This window comes from Chitinophaga arvensicola (assembly GCF_900110835.1).
Taxonomy (GTDB): Bacteria; Bacteroidota; Bacteroidia; order Chitinophagales; family Chitinophagaceae; genus Chitinophaga; species Chitinophaga arvensicola.
The window spans coordinates 3,789,980-3,809,138 of sequence record NZ_FOJG01000001.1; the positions used below are offsets into that span (position 1 = coordinate 3,789,980).

Consider the following 19,159-nt stretch of genomic DNA (forward strand, 5'->3'; position numbering starts at 1 on the left):
GCATATTTTATTATTTTGTCTGCCGGCTGCTTTTAGTAGCCGGCAGACCTGTTTATAACAGGTCTGTAATTTAAATCAGTCTGAACATGAAAAAATACCTGTTAGCCATTGCTATTGCTTTTACGCTGTTGCCCGCCGTGGCGCAGCAGATATGCCCGGTGATCCCGTTGCCGGTGAAAGCAGATAAAAAGAATGGATCATTTAAACTGTCCAATTCCACCGTGATCACATCAGCAGATTCTTCACTGGGTACTTACCTGCAGGAAGAACTATTCCGCAGGTTCGGTATTTCCGCTGTCACGAAACAGAAAAAGGGCAGTGCTGAAATTGTATTTAAGAAAGCGTCCGGGCTAACTAACCCCGATGCCTATACGCTTAGTATCAGCAACAATAAAGTCGTTATCTCTGCCGGTGCGCGGGAGGGGTTCTTCAACGGGATACAGAGCTTGTTGCAGCTGGCAGAAGTGGCGCCGTTATCCGGTAAGTCGATCCAGTTGCCGGGTTGGGAGATCAGCGATGCACCGCAATATGCCTGGCGTGGGGTGATGCTGGATGAATCACGGAATTTCTTTGGAAAACAGAAAGTAAAATCTATTCTCGACTGGATGGCTTTTTACAAGTTGAACCGTTTCCACTGGCATTTAACCGATGTACCCGGCTGGAGAATTGAAATAAAGAAGTATCCGCTGCTGACCACAGTAGGAGGTATTGGCAATATCGTGGATCCAAAGGCGCCGGCGGCTTATTATACGCAGGAGGATATCCGGGAAATAGTGGCCTATGCGCAGGAGCGTTGTATCGTAATTATTCCGGAGATAGATATGCCGGGGCATGCAGCGGCGGCAAACAGGGCCTATCCTGCCTTTGATGGCGGTGGTACCGACCGTTATCCGCAGTTTACGTTTAATCCCGGCCGGGAAGGTACCTATCAGTACCTGGCAGACATTCTAACGGAAACGGATGAACTGTTTCCTTCGCAACTCATTCACCTGGGGGGCGACGAAGTAACGTTTGGCAACGCCGCCTGGGATAGTGATACCGGAGTGATCCGCCTGAAACAGGCCATGGGATTGAAAGATCGCAAGCAGGTAGAGGATTATTTTATACAGCGTATGGCCGACACCGTATTAAAACGGCATAACAACGTAATGGCCTGGGATGAAATTGCTACGGCGCATCTGCCGGCAGACAGCACCATTGTGTGCTGGTGGCGGCATGATAAACCGGAAGCACTGGCGCTTTCGCTTCAGAAAGGCTATTCCGTAGTATTATGTCCGCGGTTGCCGTTTTACTTTGATTTTGTACAGGATAGCAGTCATAAGATAGGACGCAGGTGGAAAGACGGAGAATTCAATACGCTGCAGGCGGTATACGACTTCTCCGCCGGAAATATCCCGGTAACGAAGGGGCATGAATCGCTGATCCTGGGCGTGCAGGGTTGTATCTGGACCGAAACCGTTCATAACGACAAACGCCTCGATTTCCTGCTTTTTCCGCGTATTGCTGCCCTGGCGGAATCCGCGTGGACCACTTCCTCCCGGAAAGCGTTTAATGGCTTCCTGGGGCGTTTAAAGGCCCAGCAACCGTTGTATGCCAAAGACCATCTCAACTATTTTGATGTTTTCCAGCCGGCGAAACATCCGGAATCGGGCAAAGTGGGCACCAATTATATTGATTGAGTGTCGGTTTTGTTCTATTCCCGGAGCGGGAATGCTTTTAATATTGTGCCGGGAATAAAAAATACCCGGAATAATAGTATGAAGATTTTTGTATTGGCATTGGCCACCATCACCACAGCCCTGGTAGCGGGCGTATTTTACGGATTTGCCGTTTCCGTGAACCTTGCCTTTGCACAGTTGCCCGATGCCGCCTATATAACGGCCACCAAGGCGATCAACGTAGCCATCGTAAACCCGGCCTTTGCAGCCAGCTTTTTCGGTGCGCCGCTGTTCCTGCTACTGGCCGCCTGGATGAATGCCCGTCCGGCTTTCACCCGGCGCGGCGCATATATCCTGGCCGCCACTATTATTTTCTGGATCGGCTCCTTTGGTGTTACAGTAGCTGCCAATATCCCGCTGAATGATCAGCTGGCGGCTTTCAGCGTAGAAGGTGTTTCCGCTGCGAAATTGCATGAAGTGCGTACCGCCTTTGCCACGCCCTGGAATAACTGGCATATGGTGCGTACGCTGGCTAGTATTTTAGCGATGGTATTATTGATCATAGCATGTCTGCAACGGGGCAATAAGGAGGTGAACCATTAATGCTGTATTATTCTTCGTAATTTTATAGGGATGCAGTACGAAACTATTCCACCACCGCCCCATCTTGCACACCTCATCCGGTTTTTCTGGGTGATGGAAGGTACGGTGGGTTATACGCACTATAACATGGCAGATGCCTGTGTAGAGTTACTCTTTCACCTGGATGGACGGTTTGATGAAATAGAGGAGGATGGAAAGATAAGTTCTTCTTTTACCTCGGGGGTGCATGGCGCCTGCCATACACTGCGCAGGTATACCATCGATACCGGCTTTCGTATTTTTGGCGTCTATTTTTACCCGCAGGCGATTCCGCTGCTTTTTTCCCTATCGGCTGCGGAGTTGGCCAATACAACGGCGGAGTTGTCCTACCTGTTGAAAGGGGCAGGTCGCATCCTGGAAGAGAAGGTGATGCTGGCGAAGAACAATCGGGAGCGATGTGATATTATCTGCCGCTTTACCGAAGAACGGTTATCGGCTGGCCGGATCATAGAATTACCGGTATTTGCTGCTATACGCGATATTGTTCATCGGCGGTCATCCGCGAGTATCCAGTCGCTTTCGAAAGCGTATTATTTATCGGAGCGGCAGTTTGAGCGACAGTTTAAACAGTACGCCGGGTTATCTCCGAAACTCTATTCGCGCATTGTCCGTTTCCAGTCGGCCACCGCTTTTTATCATCGCCGGGAAATGAGTCTTGGTAGCCTGGCACAGGAATGTGGTTATTATGATCAGTCGCATTTTATCAGTGACTTCAAAACCTTTTCCGGTATGCATCCCAAACAGTATTTCTCTGGTCGTTCAGAAGCTACGGTTTGGCGCGACTAAGCAGAATGTCGGTTTTTTCCAATTTTCGAAATAAATAGCGCTGCAATTTTGTACCAGACATTTAACCTTAAAACAGACGATTATGAAATTACCAGAAGGACATCAGCAAGTAATCCCTTATTTAATCCTGAAAAATGCCGAAGGCTTTTTTGATTTTACCGGTAAGGTATTTGGTGCGAAAGAAATTATGCGTAGCTATCGGGAAGATACAAAGGATTTTCAGCATGGGGAGATCCGTATCGGCGATGCAGCAATTATGTTCGGGCAAACGAGCGATAACTGGGGGGCCGATAATGCCGGTCTGTTTATTTATGTAGAAGATGCCGATGCCACTTTTAAGAAAGCCATTGAGGCCGGCTCTACGGAAGTGATGCCGGTAACGGATCAATCCTATGGAAGATCCGGTGGTGTCAAAGATCCGTTTGGAAATACCTGGTGGATTACAGCGGTATAAAAAAGATTGTTTCTAATGAACAAAAGGACCGGCGTGATGCCGGTCCTTTTTCGTTTGTGCTTTCGTGTTATATGTCCGGTTTGTTATGTGTTAAATCGACAATTGATCTGTGTTAAGCTTTTATGATTCAATGTTAAGTTTTTATTATCGCCATATAGCCGCAGTGCTCCCGATTAATTTGGTAGGATGCGCTTCTTTCCAGTAGCGGTATTTGACCAGGCATCAGCGCCCGCGCCAACCGGTGTGCTGTTTGTCTCACCCATTTAAATGAAAAGTAACCAATGATTATTGAAGACTATCCGGCTACAATAAGGTACGTTTTATCAACCAGATCTGAATCCACACCCCGCAGTTCCCGGCAGTTTCCCACACATATGCGGGATATGGCATTAAAGGATGCGCAGGTGTGGTATACAGAAGGTGATTTCGGCTATTTCGCTACCCAGGAAATCAGCCGTAAAGACTGGGTAATCGGCTGGCAGCATTTTTCTATGCGCTCGCCGGTGATCCTGCATTTTGTTACAGAGCGGCCTATGGTGGCGGTGGTCTGCATTATAAAAGGGAAGCTCTCGTACGATCTGTCCGGCCACGGTAACTTCATTATGCCGCAGGGGAAGTATGGATTTTACTACATTCCTCCGCACACGGAAAACAGTACTTTCCTGGCAGCCGGCGATCATGAAGTAATTTACTTTTCTTTCTCCGCCGATTTTCTGTCCTCTTTTGTATCACAACATGCTAACTTCCAGGAACTCTATGATGCACAACAGAACGAAGTAAAGCGGGGGTATGTGTTCCCTGTCTTTAAGATAGGTGTAGAAGAGCGTCGCATCCTGGATGCCATGAAGCTCAATAATTTGTTGGGACCTGCGAGGCTCATTTTTTTGCAGGCAAGAATCAACGATCTGCTGATCAGTTATTTCTCCTCCCTGGAAATAGCCGACGGCAGCCATTTGCGGGAAGAAGACCAACGGGAGCGTTTCCGGGATATAGAAACTTTTATACAGGAGAATTATCATCTGCCCCTGAAGATTCACTTTTTAAGCCGTAAAGCCGGTATGAACCAGCGCAGTTTTGAGAAAGGATTCAAAGCGTATTTTGGTGTGAAAGCAAAAGAATATATAGAACATCTCCGCGTAAAATTAGCGACAGAACTGCTGAAAAACAGCGACATGCCCATTACTACAATTGCCTATCATGTTGGTTTTGCGGGTACCAACTATTTCTCCTTTGTATTCCGGAAGCTGCAGGGCTGTTCACCCCGGGAGTATCGTCAGCGATTTTCCGGCAATTTTTTGTAGATTTTTTTATTCGAAATATTGCACATTAATTTGGTATTAAGTTTTGATATTTACAGAAGACAGCACATTAGCCCTACAGCCCGGAGTAAAACCCTTAGTTTATTGTTTGCCTGCTACATTTATTGATAATACCCTCGAAATAACAAAGTATGCCAGTGTAATTCTTTCCATTCATATAAGTGTGTAATTCCCTTGCTGTTTTATTCATTTCGCGCGAATGAAATGGTTTGTTGTGCGCGGACGTGAGTCCTTTTCTGAAAATATAAATATGACTATGAAAAAAAGTACCATCGTTGATGTTATCAGCTATCTATTGGTGTTATTGTTTGTGTATACGGGAGCAGCGAAGTTAATGGCGTTAGATGTTTTTAAAACGCAATTGACCAACCAGCCATTATTGAGCAGTTTTGCCGGTTTGCTGGCATTGGCGATACCACTTGTGGAACTGCTGACGGCCGCTTTACTGCTGAATGGGAAATGGAGGAAGTGGGGATTATACAACGCCTTTTTTTTGATGAGCGCTTTTACCTTATACGTAGGTTATATGGTGATTTTCATATCGCCTGAGAATCTGCCCTGTTCCTGTGGAGGTGTTATTGGATGGATGACCTGGAAGCAGCACCTCGTATTTAATCTATGTTATACCCTGCTGGCACTGACGGGAATATGGGCAGCGCGTAGTTTGGAAACGAATCATTATAAACACGGCATATGAAAAGACTGACAGGATTAATGATTGTTTTGCTTTTATCCGGTGCCTGCCGGCAAAAAATAGAGATGCCGGTATTTGATCTTTTATTGCCAGACAGCACATTGCTCAATACAGGTGGTATTCCCTCAGGTAAGATAACAGTGCTGGCTTTTTTCAGCCCTACATGCGAGCATTGCCAGGATGAAACAATTGATCTGATAAAACATATGGAGGCAGTCAGGGATATCCAGTTTTATTTCGTCAGTATAGATTCACTCAGCCGGATAAGGGAATTCACTTCTTTTTACCAACTGAGTAAATATAAAAATATCACGATTGGAAGAGATTATACGTTTTCGTTTCCCCGCTTGTCCGGATTACATAACATCCCATCTTCCCAGATATATGACAGGCATAAACGGCTCAGGGTGGTTATCAATGGTGGATTTACGGTAAATACGCTTCTTGATAAAACGAAAGCGTGGTAATTAATAAAAAAGACGGCTGTATGAAAACACTTCCCAGTAAAAGTATCCGGTTGAACGAAGTTTTATTGAATACTACCCCCAAAGGGATGGTTGATTTTAAAGAGCTGCTGAAGGAATTCGGGTTGGCATTTACAATAAACGACTTTTATCTGCAGGTGGGAGAAATTTCGCAGGTACAGGGTTGGATATTGCACCTTTCCGTTGTGAGAGTTCAGATTGAACCGTTATTGAGAATCCTGATTCCGGAACTGCTCCGCCTGGATGTGCCTTTTAAAATAATCAGAGATATAGAAACCGCAAAATTCCTGCTGGATGCGGAACTCGGATATTACCGTTTAGGAAAAATTGTGGCTGTTTATCCTAAACCGCATACGGATATAGCCCGGCTGGCAGCCTTCCTGGTTCATTTAACCGATGGGTTTCGCGGACCGGCAATACCTACGGACAGGCACCTGGGAAGTATTGTATACACACGTTATGGCAGTTATAATCCTGTAATTAAAAAAGGAGGCGACCGGACACGGTATATTTACAATGTAGCGATGGAATTGATACCTGATGAATTCATTATGCCCTACGTTCCTCCTGCAGATGTGAAATGGCCGTTTGATATTATCGCAAAAGTGATCCCGTTGCCTGCGGGTAAATTATTTAAGAATACCTACAAGCCTTTACTTGTTATAAAGGAAGATACCAAGGGGAGGGTACTGAAAGGTATTTATATGAAGCACTTCTTAAACTTCCGCCATTGCATTATTAAAGAAGGAAAGAGGGATATGTGGCTTGATGAGAACGGACGTGACATACAGGACCGGTTGAGATGGCAGTACAAATTATGTAATGATTTATCAGAAGATATTCCTTTCCCGAAAATATTTGATCTGTTCGAAGAAAATGGAGATCTGTACCTGGTAATGGAATTTATTAATGGTAATTCCCTTGAAGCAATTATTGCCGGATTTTATGAGAAGGAACATAGATGGCAGGTTTTGTCATTGAAAAACAAAACGCTACTATTTAAGTATGTCATTCATGTTGTCCGTATTATACAGTTGTTCCATGAAAAGGGGTATATACACAGGGATATTACGCCTGCTAACTTTTTGGTAGATAAAAAAGACCGGATCTTTCTGATAGACATGGAATTGTCGTATTCTACAACGGAGAACTTTCCCGATCCTCCCTTTAAGTTTGGCACACCTGGTTATGTTTCAAGGGAACAGAAGTATTTCCGTAAACCTGATACAAAACAGGATATATATGCCGTTGGTGCATTGCTGCTATATGCATTTACGGGGTTGTCTCCTTTGAAATACAATGTAAAAAAAACCGATCTGCTGTTGGATAGTATCCATTTCTTTACCGGAGACCCGGAAATAGGTTCGCTGATTGTGGGCTGTATATCTGTAGACCCGGAGCAAAGAATTTTGCTGCCCGAAGCGATCGCAAGGCTGGAGGCGTTGCAGCTGTATTATGCTGCTGTGGAACCTCGCGATACGGCTGCCGGAAGTGTTTCTACGGGAAGATTAACACCGGCAACACTGTCGGGAATCATCGATAGTGCCTGGAAAGGTATTATGGGCGATGACTTCCTCACAGAGGATTTATTATGGGATGCTCCGGTGCTATACAGGGCTGATGGGAGAAACGGATATATGGAACGAAGGTATCTGCCTGAATTTTATAGTGGAATGTCCGGAATATTATATGCTATAGCAAAGGCGAAAATACTCGGATATAATATGGATGCTTTTTCGTCCGCCTATGAGCAGTGTATGGCATTTATCAAGGGAAAAATAACTGCAGACAACAGGGAGATCGAACCAGGGTTGTATTATGGGTTAGCTGGCATCGGCGTTTGTATTGCCATCAGCATTGAATCCGGCTATCTTCCTGAGGAGGAAGAACAGTTATCATTACTGGGAGAATGTTTTACATCGGTAGCAGATAGTCTGGATTATGCAAATGGCATTGCCGGGCAGGGGATGGCGCTGTTGTATTGCTCCCGGTGGCTGGCACAGGATTTTGTGAAAAAGCAGCTAGATGAGTATGTCCGTATTCTTCTTGAAAGTCAGCTCAGAAATGGTTCCTGGACTTCCGGGCGACGGACGGATCCCGTGAGAAGCCGCAATATCGGTTATGTGGAAGGTGTTCCGGGAATAATTGATTTTTTGTTGGCTTATGTGGGAATATATCCTACGGAAGCAGTACTGTCGGCCATCCGGAAAGGTCTGGAGTGGCTGGTGAAGCTGGGAGTCCGCAGGAATGGCACTTTCTATTGGAAAACAAATGAAGCGTCGGCAGCATTTTTAATCAGCCGTGATTATGGCCTTCCGGGAATAGCCGCTTTATTTATTAATGCCTATCAGCAGTTTAAAGATCCATCTTATCAAAGGATAGCGGAGGAAGTGTTGCGTTATCTTCCTGCCTTTCCTGTAAATGAAAACTTCACGCTGGGAGATGGTCTGTCAGGTCTGGGAGAAGTATATCTGAAGGCCGCGCTGGTATTTAAAAGCGATGAGTGGATGAGCAGGGCCGATTGGATCGCACAGCATCTGGCGCATCTGTTGATTACCGGTAAGCGGGGAAGTGCCTTCTGGATAATGGACCAGGGCACCGAATCTGTTGCGGGCCTGATGAGGGGTGGTTGCGGAGCGCTTCACTTTTTTATGAATTACAGCCATCCAACAGGGATGTATCCTTTATTGAGATTTTATGGACCATCCGCAAAATTATAAGCAGCCAATATTGTGCAATATTATTCAGCTTAACTGCAGTACAGCTGACTAACAGGGGAAACCGAAAACCTGGAAAAGAGTAGGTGGATTATTAAAATTCAAAGTTTTTCTTACTTTTTGAATTTAAAAAGTAAGCGCATATATGAAAAATACAAAATTAATACTGGGCGCTCTTACCATCGTTTTGGGTATTGCAGGTGCTGTTTCAAGCGCAGCAGCCAGCCGTGCGGTTACTTTTGGCCGTGTACTGGTAACCACCGTTGGCGGAGGTACTATTTGTACTAAGATTACCGCTCCTTGTGCCCACGGTAGCTCTTTAACCTGTAAAACTGCTTCGCTGACACACAGAATTGTATGGACTATTAACTCCAACTGCAAGATCAACAAATATAAAAGGCTCATCTAACATTGACCTGCCAGTAGAAAGCATTTGTCTGACAGCTGAAGGTATACCCTTCAGCTGTCTTTATTGTAATACAGGCCTAGTCAGGTTTTGCCGCCCTGATAACGAGTACTTTCATCTTTGTCTGACTCTTTACGAGAGATAATCCATTTTCTTTCAGCCCTTTTTGAATTTCTTCTATATTTGTGAGGACGTGTCTCAGCGTAATGTCAATATTTCCATCAATGCCGGTATGGTCAATCACAGGAGCGTCAACGTATACCAGTTTGGAGATGATTTCTTTTACCGGGCAGTTTTTTGCGACAAAGCCGGTATCGATTCTTCCTTCATATAGTTTATGGCCGCCTTTTGTTTTCAGATGTTTGCGGGCTTCGGCGCTCGCTATCAGTTTCCAGCAAGGCATTTTTCTTTCTTCAATGGCGGCGTGGTAACCAAAGTAGTTGTTTAAGTCATGCTGCATGATCAGCATGGCATTTTTAGGATTGTCTCTTTCCGGTGGTAGGCTGAGCCGGTAACAGTAGACGGTTGTGCCGAAGGGAGGAATGTTTTTTTGTTTTTCGCTCATGTCAAAAACAGGTTTCCCGGCGACAACTGTATAAAGGCTGTCCGCTGTATCTATTCCGTCCTGTCCGAAGTAGGCAAGCATATAGAGATCGTTTATGCTACGTCCGATAGCTTCATAGTAGCCATTTGTGGTGATCACTTTACTGCCGCTGCTTCCCTGGATGGAAGGGGTCCATTTGTTGAGCACTGATCTGAAAAGGAGCGTACTGTCAACGCTTTTTTCCGACTCACTGAGCGTATATTTTTGCGGCGGAGTTTCATTTTGCTGGTATATTTTATTGAGTTGCGGGCGTCTGTCTGCAAGGATATCCCCAATATCATGATCAGTTAAATGATTGGTTACGGCATATACCAGTCCGTCCGGCGTTACAATAATAATACGGGGGCAGGAAGTAACATCGAATTTCCTGAACAGGGAAGAGTCGAATGCATGTGGAATCTGTAGATCCAGTGCTTTCCTGAATTTGTCATATATCTTCCGGATACCATGATTGTTATCTTCCCGGCCGATCAACAGGTATTGAAGATCGTTTTTGTATTTTTTTTGCAGGGTGTTTATTACGGGCAAACTTTCGATACACGACAGGCAATATTTATCCCAGAAATCGATGATCAGCCATTTTCCTTTAAAATTAGCGGGAGAAGCGCGGGGCAGGCTGAAATCGTTGATACTGTCAATCTCAAAATACGGAAGCGGTTTGCCTACTTCCAGCCGCAGGGTATCAGTATCTTTCTGAAATGCGGAACCGTTGAATGGCAGCCACATTCCTACAATTAATATACAGATGTATTTCATGGATGGTATCGTCTTTTTAAAGCAGCTGTAGCGAGAATTTTTGCATAATGGTAGGCAGACATTCTTTGTCATCGCACAGCATAAAGGAAATGACGCCGTTTACAGTTGTTTTTTGGTGCCGGCCAACGCTGATAAGTTGTACAAAGTCAACCCTGGAGCTGTATTGGAAAGATTTTATCCCCAGTTCCCTGTTTTCGTAGGTTTCCCTGATGCCCATTTCTCTTGTATGTCCATGCAGTTGTACCGAAGGCGACTTTTCGAATATAATAGCCGCCGGTTCAGCAATGGCCTCCGGTGGTTGCCATTGAGAGTACAGGTGCCAGCCTTTTTCAATATCTGCTGTCAGGTGTATTTCGAACAGGCTGTCTGTTTTTTTTTCGCTGCTGAACGTCCATTTTATCTGTCCGGTTAATTTTTCCGGCAGCAGGAGTATCAGCAGCATGAATAGTATGCGATAGGATTTCATTTTGATTTTTTTAGTAACCGGGGTTTTGTTTGAGATTAGAACTGTGTTGAATATCTTCCGTTGGAATGGGATAAAGCTGTTGATAGCTTTGCCACTTTCCTCCGCCTTTTTCCGGTGTCACCTTTGTCATGACCTGGTCTATCAGTGCTTCTTTTTTAAGATCAATCCAGCGGTGCCCTTCTGTGAACAGTTCTACCTGGCGCTCATGCAGAATGGCTTTTAGCAGGTCAGCCTTTGTAGTGGCAGTAGTGCCGGGCAATCCTGCTCTTGTTCTGATGGTGTCGAGATCGGCTGTTCCGCCACGCAGATCATTCAGTTGTATCCTTGCTTCAGACCGGATGAGATATTGCTCGGCAAGTCGTAGTACCATGCTGTATTCGGTAAGATCTGAACTTCCATATTTTACTTTGTATTTAAATGGATAATAATAGGCCGTTCCCGAAACCACGATGCTGTCCACCCAGTTCTTCCTCCTTTCGTCATTTGGTTCAAACGCCTGCAGTAATTGCGGACTGAGTGCTACCGCTGTTGGGACCGCATCCAGGATGAAGTTGGAACCCTCTGGAGTCTGTAGGGCGTCATTGCCTGGCATCAGCTGCCAGATAGCTTCTGTACTGTTTTTCAGGAAAACATCGTTAAGATCTTTGTTCAGTTGAAAGGTGGCGGTGTTATTGATGATGGCAGTACTTTGCAATGCCGCATCATTATAATCTTTATTAAAGAGATATGCGCGGGCCAGTAATGCCGTAGCTACCCACTTTGTAGGACGCACCCTGTCTGAGGTAGAATTATTTTTGCTGTCTACATACCCGTCGCCCAATAGCAACTGCGCCGCTTTCAGATCATTGATAATTTGCGCATATATATCTGTTTTAGCGCTGCGGGGCAGTTTTGTGATAACGTTGTAATCGGTAGTAGTTACCAGTGGTACATCTCCATAAAGATTGATAAGATTAAAATACCAGAACGCTCTTATGAACCGGACTTCTCCCAACAGCTGGTTTTTTATATTTGCTGCAATACCGTTGGAGTGTTCGAGGCCCTCTATCGCTGCATTGGCCTGATATATATATTTATAGGCGTTGCTCCACACAAGAAAACCACCGTTTTTGGCGGATAATGCATTCTGATAGAGGCTGGGGTAAAGATCATATCCATATGAAGTCAGTTCATCGGATGAAAGGCCGGTGTAGATGTTGAAGTAAACCATGGAATACATGGCGCCATATATTCCTGTTACGGCGGCTATTGCGGTATATTTCTCCTCGAAAACACTTGCGGTGGCCAATTGGGTAAGGGGAGGATCAATTTCTACAAATTTCTTACAGCTACTTATAGATATCGCCACACTTAGCAGCAGGTAACCGTTTCTCAGGAATTTATATATTTTGTTCATGTTGCACTATTTAAATAAAATGTTTGCAGGTTTCTCAGGTAATTAAAGGGAAAGTTTTATACCGCCGGTGATCATCCGGAGTGGTGGTAGCGTCAGGCCGCCCTGTGATTCCGGATCCAATCCGACGTAGGAGGTAAATGTCATCAGGTTCTGCCCCTGTACATAGAAGCGGATATCCTGTATGCTTATTTTGTTGAGAATTTTTTGTGGAATGGCATAAGAAAGCATTACATTTTTTAGTCGTATAAAGGAGGCATCTACCACGATTGCATCGCTTTCGCTTCGGTAGCTGCTGGCCTGTGCCGTTTCGTTTGTTCCGGATGATATCTTCTGATATTCAGCATGGTCGCCCTTTGAACGCCATACTTTATCTACGATGTCGGTAGGGAAATTTTTGTTGTTGACACCGGGGCCACTGGCGATATTGGAGCTATAGTCATACGCATTCTGTTTTACATACTGGATGAAAATATCCAGCTGGAATCCCTTGTAGCTGAAACTATTTTGTATACCGCCAAAATATTGCTGCGTAATCGTTTTGTATTTTATGTAATCACTGCGGTCGATGTTGTTATCATTGTTTACATCTCTTACGGTGTAAACGCCTGTCTGGGGATCAACACCTGTATACTCCAGCAGTTTTCTTCCAAGTATGGATTGCCCGATAACATAGGAGAAGTTATCGGAACTTGCTTCCAGTGCCGGATATTTTAAGAGTTTGTTACGGGGAACGCTGATATTTGCGCCGATTCTCCAATTCAGGGAGCGGGTATGGATTGCCTCTACATGAAGGTCTGCCTCCATGCCGGTATTTTGTACCAATGCCGGGAGATTGTATTGTACGGAACTGAATCCTGTAGTGGTGGGAAGCGAGTAACCTACCAGCTGATTGCTGCTTCTGTTCCGGTAGAAATCGATGTTGAATAATATTTGATCTTTCAGAAATCCTGTTTCAAGGCCTACTTCAATTTTTCGCACCTGTTCCCATCCGAAATCTGAGTTGGGAATACGGGTAGGTGCCAGCCCGATTAATCCCTGATAGGAGTCATAGGTGTTTGAATAGGTACTCAGGTATTGATAATTCCCGATCTGGTCATTTCCTGTAGTACCATAACTGGCTCTTATTTTTCCGAAACTAAGGAATGGAAGGTTGCCTTTTATCCAGTTTTCATCAGAAAAGATCCATGCGGCCCCTATTGCCCCGAAATTGCCAAACTGTTTGCCAGGTCCGAACCGGCTGCTGCCATCTCTTCTGGTGGTAAGATTAAGCACGTATTTTTCCTTCCACTCGTAATTGATCCTGCCAAAAATGGCGTTGTATTTATAGGTGGCATAATCAACTCCCATTATGCGGATATTTTTGGCAGCAGCGATATTCGTAATGGCAGCATCACTGGTAAAGTCGTTGGCATAAGTGCCCATCGAGTTGGAGTTGTTTTGCTGAAAGGTAGCGCCGAGTAGCACTGTTAATGTACCTGCTGCTATCTTTTTTATATAGTTTAACTGGGGTTCAATCAGCCAGCCGCTGGAATTCGTACCGCCGTAGTAATTTTCTCTTTTTGCAGAATTGTCAATGGTGGTGGGAGGGAAAGCGGTGATGGGCGTTTGGATGGTCTGATCGGTCTGCAGCCGGTTGTATCCGAAACTTGATTTGGCAGTCAGGCCGGGAAGAAGCAGATAACTCAGTTCCACATTACCGATCAGGTTTTCTGAAATAGCCTGTGCTTTCTTTTTGGTATTTCCTAATGGGTTAACAAATGTTTTTGCCCAGTTCAGATTGCCCAGGGAATCATAGATGGGGGGCGCATCGGGAGCAAGTGTAATAAGGCTGGTGAAGTCAATCTGGGGTAAAATACTTTTGTCGTTCAGGTAGCTGGCCGTGATATCTGCGTGAAATCTTTCATTGGTTGACCGGTGTGTAACATTGAATAATACAGATGCTTTCCTGTCGTTATAATTTCCGGGGAAAACGGTAGACTGGTTGCTGTAACCTCCCCGGAGAGCGAATTGTGTATTGCCACTTCCACCGGAGATACCAGCTTGCACATTCGTGAATGTTGCGGTGCCTCCGATCAGGCTCTTTTGCCAGTCGGTGTAGCTCGTGGAGTCCCAGGTACCGTTCACATCATAGTCGCGGGCACTGGGTTTTTTCCCATCATTGATAAATCCTTCCTTGCGCATTTTCAGGTATTGGGGCGTATTCAGCAAAGAGAGTTTGTTGGCTACTTTTCCACCGCCATAGGAGGCATTGACGTCCAGCCGTGTTTTTCCCGGTTTACCTTTTTTAGTGGTAATCAGAATTACACCATTGGCGCCCCTGGAACCGTAAATAGCAGTTGCATCTGCATCTTTCAGTACATCTATCCGCTCTATGTCGGAAGGATTCAGAAAATTAAACGGACTTAAACCACTGCCCTGGGAAGTTGGGCTACCTACAGCGCCTCCGCCGATGAAGGTGCTGGTAGAGCTGGTCGGAGAATAGGGTACCCCGTCTACTATATAAAACGGATCATTTCCATTGGAAATGCTGTTCTGGCCTCTCAGCCTGACAACTGAGGCGGCGCCCGGAATGCCCGAATTCTGCGCAATATACAATCCAGGTACTCTCCCCTGCAACGCCAGCAGCGGATCCGTCACCGGCTGGCTCTCTATCACGTCCGCCTTCACAGTACTCACGGCACCAGTATTAAACCGCTTCGTCGTCGTTCCATATCCGATCACCACCGTTTCATCCAGGCTGCCAATTTTCTTCTTCAACACTACATCCAGACTACGTCTGCCGCCTGGCACCATTTCACTCGCTTCATAACTGGTAAAACTTACACGGATAACTGCATTATGAGGAATCCCTGCCAGTGTAAATCTTCCTTCTGCATCGGCAACTGCGCCGGCGCTGGTGCCTTTTACCAGGATAGTGGCGCCCACCAGTGGCTGCCCTTCTTCATCGGTCACACGACCCCTTAATAAGTACACATTAAGTGAGTCTTTAGAGGGCGAAGATTCCTTCCTGGCTTCCTTTCTCAGGTAAATCCCGTCGTCTATCATCCGCCAGGAAATGCCCTTGGCTGAGAATAATTGCCCAAGAACCTGGTTGAGCGGCGCTTCGTTGTAATTGACATTCACCTTCTCATTGATATTCACTTCATTTTCACTGTAATTGAAGCGTTTATTCGTTTGGTGCTCAATATTTTTCAGCACACTGGACAGGGAAGCGTTACCTGCCAGCAAGGTAATACGCTGATCATTACTGTCCTGAGCCTGTGCATATACACAAAAGCGCAACAGCATCAGTAGTAGCAGTAGTCGGTTTCTTAGCAGTTTTTTCATAAGTACCTTTTTGAAGAATGTTTTTGCTGAGAATAATTATTCTGAGGGAAAAATTTCACATGACATGCTCTAAAAAGGAACCGTTTAAACAATGAAGTACTATGACTACCTGTGTTAATTGAATATGAACAAAACGCAAAACCGTTTTTCGTTAACTTCTGATTTACAGTTGAGGGGGGAATATTTGTTTGCTTGCAGGCCGTATTTAACCATCATCCGTATGTGTGAATTAAGCGACAATACCTTATTTGAATTGGTGAAAACCGGCGATAAAGCCGCTTTCTCCACCCTGATGCTCCGTTACCAGCCGCTGCTCTTTATGGTGGCCTGTCAGAAATTGTCCTGTGAGGAGGAAGCCAGAGACGCCGTTCAGGAGGTATTTATCTGGCTGTGGATGAAGAAGGGAAGCGTATCGCTGCAATCCTCCCTGCGCAATTACCTGTGCGGCGCAGTCCGGAATTATTGCCTCAATGTACTCCGGTCAGAAAAGATCAGCCGTAAAAGAAAGCGGCAATATGCATATATCAGGGAGATATTCGCCACTCCGGCAGAACTGGAGAACAAGGAACTGAGTTTAAGTCTGCGCCATGCTATTAATAATATTGCACCTGCCAGCAGGGCCGCCTTTGAAATGCAATACCTGGAAGGATTCAGTCAGAAAGAAATTGCCGCCAGGAGAGGGGTAGGACTCCAAACCGTAAAGAACCAGGTATTGTCTGCATTGAAAGAACTCCGCAATAGCCTCAAGCAGGGTTAATTAATAATTTATTAATCACAATAGTACCAGATCATGGTTTTAGTTCCTTATGGATAGCGTTTACTATGAAAACTGATAAAGAATATCTAACCCAATTGGTGCTTTTTGAGATTTCCGGGAAGATCGGGGCGGAAGAAGAAGCCGAACTACACAGGATCATCGGAGAAGATCCCGAGGCGCATGGTCTCTATCTGCAATTACATAATATCTATGATGAATCCCTCCTGGAAGATATCTCCGGGGAATGGGGGCCACAGGAAGTCTGGAAAGCGATCCGGCGAAAGCAACAGCAGCGTATGGTTACCCGGAGCATGGCCACAGTGTCGGTGCTCCTGCTGGGATGCATGGCTTTTCTTTTTTTTAGATATGACCGCGTTTCCACACCTCCTGTGGCAGATAATCAGCATATAAAATTACAGCTCTCCGGCGGACAAATCATTGATCTCAGCCACCAGCAGGGAGCGGTGAGCACGGGCGGTATTACGTTACATAATCAACAGCATTCGTTACACTTTACCGCCGGGGCGGGCGAAACACAGTTTGCCACACTGACCGTACCCGCCGGAAAGGATTACACAGTTTATTTACCGGATGGCTCGGAAGTACAGCTGAATGCGGCTACGCAGTTGCTTTTTCCACTCACTTTCCCTGCGCATAGGCGGGAAATTACCATCCACGGAGAAGCCTATCTCAAGATTGCACCAGCAGCTGATCAGCCTTTTATTGTACATCTCCCGGGTACCAGCGTACAGGTATTGGGCACCGAGTTTAACGTAAACAGCTACGACAGCGCCCAGATCAGCGTCGCACTGGTGAAAGGCGCGGTGAAAATGATGACCGATAAAGATACCCTGGCCCTGAAGCCCGGTTTTGAGTCTGTATTAACAACAGGCAAACAACTGCAAATGCATCCTTTCGAAGCAAAGGACGTCCTGGCCTGGCGCAGTGGTATTCATTTATTTCACCAGGCCGATGCGGCAGAAGTGGCCGACCTCATTCACCGCTTTTATGGGGTGAACGTGAAACTGGATATACCTGCCAGCCATACCGCTACTTTTACCGGCTCCATGAACCGGCATCAACCGGTAACACACTTTCTGGATGGCCTGCAATACGCACATTACCTGGATTACTATTTTGCAAAAGATAGTATCCTGCATTTAACTTCCTGGACGGGAAACCGGTGACGATGTATTCATTTTATCCGTCATCAGCAGTACAAAAGAAAAGCAGAGCAGCATCGGGAATACCTGGTACCGGAATACAATCGGCGAAGCGAGGATACTGAACGCCGCGTTTACAATCAGCAGGGTAGTAATGATGATTAACGCATACTTAAAAACAGGATCAGCTTTCCTGCCATGTGCCGAACGTATCCATAATACCAGGGTCCAGCAGAAGAAAAAGTTGAGCGAAAGAAAGATCGCCGGAAATAATAACAGGATAATACCCTGTGCATCCCAGGAAATGGCTGTTACCTTATTGCCCGGATAGTGAAACCACTTGACAGCCATACCGGATACCCTGTCTTCACCAAGATTATATACTTCCAGTTTTTCAAGCGGAGGCAGAAAGTAATTGATGGTATTGGGCAACAGGAAATACCGGGCGAATGCAATGGGATGTTCCAGCATCAGAAACTTACCATAACTCCCGTATATGGGCGCTACGGCTCCCCAGGAATAAATACCATTGGTGCTGTCTTTTTCGGGATTTATATGTGTCGCCACATATTGCTTTAGCGGCGCTTTTGAATATTTGATATAGAAAGCGCCATCTCTGGGAGAAATACTTTTTCCCTCCTCTGGGATATTCCGGAAATAGGTTTGTACCACCTGGTCAAATTCCCGGCATTCCGCAGGTGGCTGCCCTTTGACGGTTATATACGGATACATATACAACGCATTGTTGGCCAGTTGCCAGCCACCAAAAATAGAAAACTGCGGCGTACCGGTCATTACATCTGCTACCTTGCGCGTGTGTTGTACAAACAGGAAAATAAACAGCAGCGGAAGCAGGATCCCGGTAACTTTCCAGATCCATTGCTGCCGCGAAAGTAATAACACAAAGGCGGTAATAAACGGGTAATACATGGCATTATACCGCAGGGTAAACAAGGCTATTATCAGGAACGCATGTATGAAAATCTGATACCAGCGGGGCTGATGAAGCATCCATAACAACTGGATCACCCATAGTAAACTGAGTGCCAGGAACAACGCGTCACTGGAAATGTAATTACTCAGGTACAACATCAGCGGATTAAAAAAGAAACAACCGAAAATGATATACCGGATTCGTTTCGACGGTGCATAAAAATACAGCAACGTGAAAAAGAAATATAACGTAATAGTTTGCAGAAAGAGATACTGAAACACCACTAATGTTGTATCCGAAGTGGTTTCCTGGCGGAAGAACCAAAGAAATTTCGAATACCCGACCGGCCAGATATTCACATCGGTGCCGGTAGCCGCCGCATAAATATAACTGTAGGAATCCGAAAAGAAATCGGCATAAGGATAAAGCAGTTTGAAAATAATAATCTGTAAAATCGCTGCCACTGCAGCAATAAGCAGGTAGCTGCGGTTATCTTTCGATAACACAAAGGAGGGAAAAGTAGCTGACATAGTCGTAAGGGTTATGAAATAATTTACCATACCTTCTTCAACTATATTTATCCATTTTAGCAAAA

General features: G+C 45.4%; 16 protein-coding genes. 11 read left to right on the forward strand and 5 right to left on the reverse strand.

The genetic code is table 11. The features are described 5' to 3' along the window. Positions 1–86: 86 nt before the first annotated feature. From BMW79_RS15640 to BMW79_RS15680, 9 genes are all read left to right on the forward strand, one after another. Positions 87–1,679 (forward strand): beta-N-acetylhexosaminidase, encoded by a 1,593-nt coding sequence (locus BMW79_RS15640; RefSeq protein WP_089896285.1) that lies wholly within the window; start codon positions 87–89, stop codon positions 1,677–1,679. Between the two features lie 78 nt (positions 1,680–1,757). Beyond that, entirely contained in the window at positions 1,758–2,261 is a 504-nt protein-coding gene (locus tag BMW79_RS15645; protein WP_143059170.1) for an anthrone oxygenase family protein, read from the forward strand. Positions 2,262–2,291: 30 nt separating this feature from the next. After that, positions 2,292–3,086 (forward strand): helix-turn-helix transcriptional regulator, encoded by a 795-nt coding sequence (locus BMW79_RS15650; RefSeq protein WP_089896289.1) that lies wholly within the window; start codon positions 2,292–2,294, stop codon positions 3,084–3,086. Between the two features lie 82 nt (positions 3,087–3,168). Then, complete coding sequence (locus tag BMW79_RS15655) at positions 3,169–3,540, forward strand: VOC family protein (protein ID WP_089896290.1); 372 nt, start codon at positions 3,169–3,171, stop codon at positions 3,538–3,540. 383 nt (positions 3,541–3,923) lie between these two features. After that, positions 3,924–4,841, forward strand: coding sequence for a helix-turn-helix domain-containing protein (locus BMW79_RS15660; RefSeq protein WP_177192186.1), 918 nt, complete (start codon positions 3,924–3,926; stop codon positions 4,839–4,841). 274 nt (positions 4,842–5,115) lie between these two features. Then, a complete protein-coding gene (locus BMW79_RS15665; protein WP_089896295.1) occupies positions 5,116–5,556 on the forward strand; it encodes a MauE/DoxX family redox-associated membrane protein in 441 nt (146 codons plus the stop codon). Further along, the gene (locus BMW79_RS15670) at positions 5,553–6,020 is read left to right on the forward strand and encodes a peroxiredoxin family protein (RefSeq protein WP_089896297.1); all 468 of its coding nucleotides are present in this window, start codon (positions 5,553–5,555) and stop codon (positions 6,018–6,020) included. The genes BMW79_RS15665 and BMW79_RS15670 overlap by 4 nt, the downstream gene beginning before the upstream one ends. A gap of 20 nt (positions 6,021–6,040) precedes the next feature. Then, positions 6,041–8,758 carry a class III lanthionine synthetase LanKC N-terminal domain-containing protein gene (locus BMW79_RS15675; protein ID WP_089896298.1) on the forward strand — a complete coding sequence of 906 codons (2,718 nt, stop codon included), beginning with the start codon at positions 6,041–6,043 and terminating at the stop codon, positions 8,756–8,758. A gap of 142 nt (positions 8,759–8,900) precedes the next feature. After that, positions 8,901–9,164: a hypothetical protein gene (locus tag BMW79_RS15680; protein WP_089896300.1), complete on the forward strand. Its 264-nt coding sequence runs from the start codon at positions 8,901–8,903 to the stop codon at positions 9,162–9,164. Positions 9,165–9,240: 76 nt separating this feature from the next. On the opposite strand, the gene BMW79_RS15685 is transcribed toward BMW79_RS15680, so the two are convergent. Genes BMW79_RS15685 through BMW79_RS15700 form a run of 4 tightly spaced genes read right to left on the reverse strand, consistent with a single transcriptional unit; the run spans position 9,241 to position 15,710 of the window. Then, positions 9,241–10,521 carry a thioredoxin-like domain-containing protein gene (locus BMW79_RS15685; protein WP_177192187.1) on the reverse strand — a complete coding sequence of 427 codons (1,281 nt, stop codon included), beginning with the start codon at positions 10,519–10,521 and terminating at the stop codon, positions 9,241–9,243. 16 nt (positions 10,522–10,537) lie between these two features. Continuing rightward, positions 10,538–10,987: a protein-disulfide reductase DsbD family protein gene (locus tag BMW79_RS15690; RefSeq protein WP_089896304.1), complete on the reverse strand. Its 450-nt coding sequence runs from the start codon at positions 10,985–10,987 to the stop codon at positions 10,538–10,540. Between the two features lie 10 nt (positions 10,988–10,997). Next, positions 10,998–12,383 (reverse strand): RagB/SusD family nutrient uptake outer membrane protein, encoded by a 1,386-nt coding sequence (locus tag BMW79_RS15695; RefSeq protein ID WP_089896306.1) that lies wholly within the window; start codon positions 12,381–12,383, stop codon positions 10,998–11,000. 42 nt (positions 12,384–12,425) lie between these two features. After that, entirely contained in the window at positions 12,426–15,710 is a 3,285-nt protein-coding gene (locus BMW79_RS15700) for a SusC/RagA family TonB-linked outer membrane protein (RefSeq protein WP_089896308.1), read from the reverse strand. Between the two features lie 220 nt (positions 15,711–15,930). Between BMW79_RS15700 and BMW79_RS15705 the strand changes: the two genes are divergently transcribed. After that, positions 15,931–16,467: an RNA polymerase sigma factor gene (locus BMW79_RS15705; protein ID WP_177192188.1), complete on the forward strand. Its 537-nt coding sequence runs from the start codon at positions 15,931–15,933 to the stop codon at positions 16,465–16,467. 65 nt (positions 16,468–16,532) lie between these two features. Further along, the gene (locus BMW79_RS15710) at positions 16,533–17,654 is read left to right on the forward strand and encodes a FecR family protein (protein ID WP_089896313.1); all 1,122 of its coding nucleotides are present in this window, start codon (positions 16,533–16,535) and stop codon (positions 17,652–17,654) included. Here the strand turns inward: BMW79_RS15710 and BMW79_RS15715 are convergent. Further along, positions 17,628–19,094, reverse strand: a complete 1,467-nt coding sequence (locus BMW79_RS15715) for a hypothetical protein (RefSeq protein WP_143059171.1) — start codon at positions 19,092–19,094, stop codon at positions 17,628–17,630. The two genes, BMW79_RS15710 and BMW79_RS15715, sit on opposite strands and share 27 nt — an antisense overlap. Positions 19,095–19,159: the final 65 nt, after the last annotated feature.